This window comes from Brevibacterium sp. SIMBA_078 (assembly GCF_046534565.1).
In the GTDB taxonomy this organism is placed as follows: domain Bacteria; phylum Actinomycetota; class Actinomycetes; order Actinomycetales; family Brevibacteriaceae; genus Brevibacterium.
In genome coordinates this window covers 1-260 of the sequence record NZ_JAWRYQ010000333.1, presented here as the reverse complement: position 1 = coordinate 260, position 260 = coordinate 1, and the positions used below count along the sequence as shown (strand labels likewise).

At 33.5% G+C, this 260-nt stretch carries 1 protein-coding gene; it reads left to right on the top strand.

All coding sequences use genetic code 11. From position 1 onward, the window contains the following. Positions 1-58: 58 nt before the first annotated feature. The coding region (locus SB749_RS19925) for a DUF262 domain-containing protein (RefSeq protein ID WP_410711831.1) at positions 59-260 on the top strand (202 nt) is incomplete at its 3' end.

Genomic DNA, 260 nt, shown 5'->3' with positions numbered 1-260 from the left:
CTGGTTTATACAAAGAAATGAGTTTTTTGGATAAATACCAGTCCTTATGTATTGAAAAATGCAAACAAGCGGAGTCGTTTTAATGGATTCATATACGCAAACTAGAACAATTCAACAATTGATGCAAGAAATCAGGGATGAGGTTATTTCTCCTCGCCCAGAATTTCAACGTAAGCTTGTTTGGTCGAATCAACATAAAAGTGCTTTTATTGATTCCGTTTTAAATAAATACCCACTTCCTGAAATATTTTTGACTGAAC